Below are 1,782 nucleotides of genomic sequence, written 5' to 3' on the forward strand. Positions count from 1 at the left end.
GTAGCCATCGAACCTGGGCATCAACACCTGTTCGCTGGCCGCCATCGCGGTGGCGTGCAGCGGGACCTGGGCCGACTTGCCCATGGCGCCGATGAACAGGCAGATGCAGATGACGGTGGCGATCGACCAGACAACCGGCTCGCTCAGCAGCTGCATGCCGAACACGGTGCCGTCCCAGATCTGCATCGTGGCTTCGGGGCTGGCCAGTGCGCCGGCCTTCGAGAAGACCTGCGCGTAATCGAGGGTGCCGAACACCCACAGCACGCCGGCGATACCCAGCAGGAAGCCGAAGTCACCGACGCGGTTGACCAGGAACGCCTTCATGTTGGCGAAAATCGCGGTCGGGCGCTTGAACCAGAAACCGATCAGCAGGTACGACACCAGGCCCACCGCTTCCCAGCCGAAGAACAGCTGCAGGAAGTTGTTGCTCATCACCAGGGTGAGCATCGAGAAGGTGAACAGCGAGATGTAGCTGAAGAAGCGCTGGTAGCCCGGGTCTTCTTCCATGTAGCCGATGGTGTAGATGTGGACCAGCAGCGACACGAAGGTCACCACCACCATCATCATCGCGGTCAGCTTGTCGACCATGAAGCCGACGTGGGCCGAGTACTGGCCCACTTCGAAGAAGGTGTACAGGTTCTGGTTGAACGGCTGCGCCCCCCCCCAGACCAGCTGGTACAGGGTGTACATCGACAGGGCGCAGCTGATGGCCACACCGAGGATGGTGACGGTCTGGGCGCCGAAGCGCTTGACCTGGCGACCGAACAGGCCGGCGATGATGCTGCCGAACAGCGGTGCAAGCACCACTGCGATCAACAGACTCTTGGAGAGAGTGATTTCCATCTGTGGATCAGCCCTTCAGCGAATCGACTTCGCCGACATTGATTGTGCGGCGGGTGCGGAACAGGGTCACCAGGATCGCCAGGCCAATGGCGGCCTCGGCAGCGGCGACGGTCAGGATGAAGAACACGAACAGCTGGCCTGACGGGTCGCCCAGCTGGCGCGAGAAACCGACGAAGTTGATGTTCACCGACAGCAGCATCAACTCGATGGACATCAGCAGCACGATGATGTTCTTGCGGTTGAGGAAGATGCCGGCAAGGCTGATGCAGAACAGCACCGCGCCCAGTGCCAGGATATGGCCGAGAGTGATCATGCCTGGGTCTCCTCGTCGCCCGCGACCGGCTTGGTGGTGCTGTGGACCAGCGGCTGTTCGGCGTCCATCTTGACCATGCGCAGGCGCTGGCCGGCCTTGACCATGGTCTGGTCGCCCGGGTTCTGGCTCTTCACGCCGGTACGGCGACGCAGGGTCAGCATGACGGCGGCAACCACGGCCACGGTCAGGATGACGGCGGCGAACTCGAACGGCAGCAGGAACTCGGTGAACAGGCTGCGGGCCAGCCAGGTGATGTTGGACGTGTCCGCAGCCAGGGCCGCAGCGTTGTCGGCCGGGAAGGCGTTGACCGCCCTGCCCTTCACCCCGATCAGGATCAGCATCTGCACCAGCATGGCGACGGCCACGATCAGGCCGACCGGCAGGTAGCGCACCCAGCCCTCACGCAGGTTCGTGGGGTCGATGTCGAGCATCATCACCACGAACAGGAACAGCACCATCACCGCACCGACGTAGACCAGCACCAGCGCGACACCGAGGAACTCGGCACCCACCAGCAGCCACACGCAGGCGATGGAGAAGAAGGTCAGCACCAGGCAGAGCACGGCGTACTGCAGCCCGGCCTTGGCGGCGGCCTGCACGAAGCGGAAGCCCGAATAGACCATCAG

Annotated in this window: 3 protein-coding genes; all 3 read right to left on the reverse strand. The window is 63.3% G+C overall.

Annotated features, from left to right (window positions below):
• A partial coding sequence (locus tag ACQKDV_RS19325) for a proton-conducting transporter membrane subunit (protein ID WP_427785841.1) occupies positions 1–843 on the reverse strand: 843 nt, incomplete at its 3' end.
• A 7-nt stretch (positions 844–850) separates the two neighbouring features.
• Positions 851–1,156 carry an NADH-quinone oxidoreductase subunit NuoK gene (nuoK, locus tag ACQKDV_RS19330; RefSeq protein WP_053519917.1) on the reverse strand — a complete coding sequence of 102 codons (306 nt, stop codon included), beginning with the start codon at positions 1,154–1,156 and terminating at the stop codon, positions 851–853.
• Positions 1,153–1,779 (reverse strand): NADH-quinone oxidoreductase subunit J, encoded by a 627-nt coding sequence (locus ACQKDV_RS19335; RefSeq protein ID WP_427785842.1) that lies wholly within the window; start codon positions 1,777–1,779, stop codon positions 1,153–1,155. Before ACQKDV_RS19335 ends, nuoK begins: the two co-directional genes overlap by 4 nt.
• Positions 1,780–1,782 lie beyond the last annotated feature (3 nt).

It is taken from the genome of Stenotrophomonas sp. NPDC077659 (genome assembly GCF_050268705.1).
Lineage (GTDB): Bacteria > Pseudomonadota > Gammaproteobacteria > Xanthomonadales > Xanthomonadaceae > Stenotrophomonas.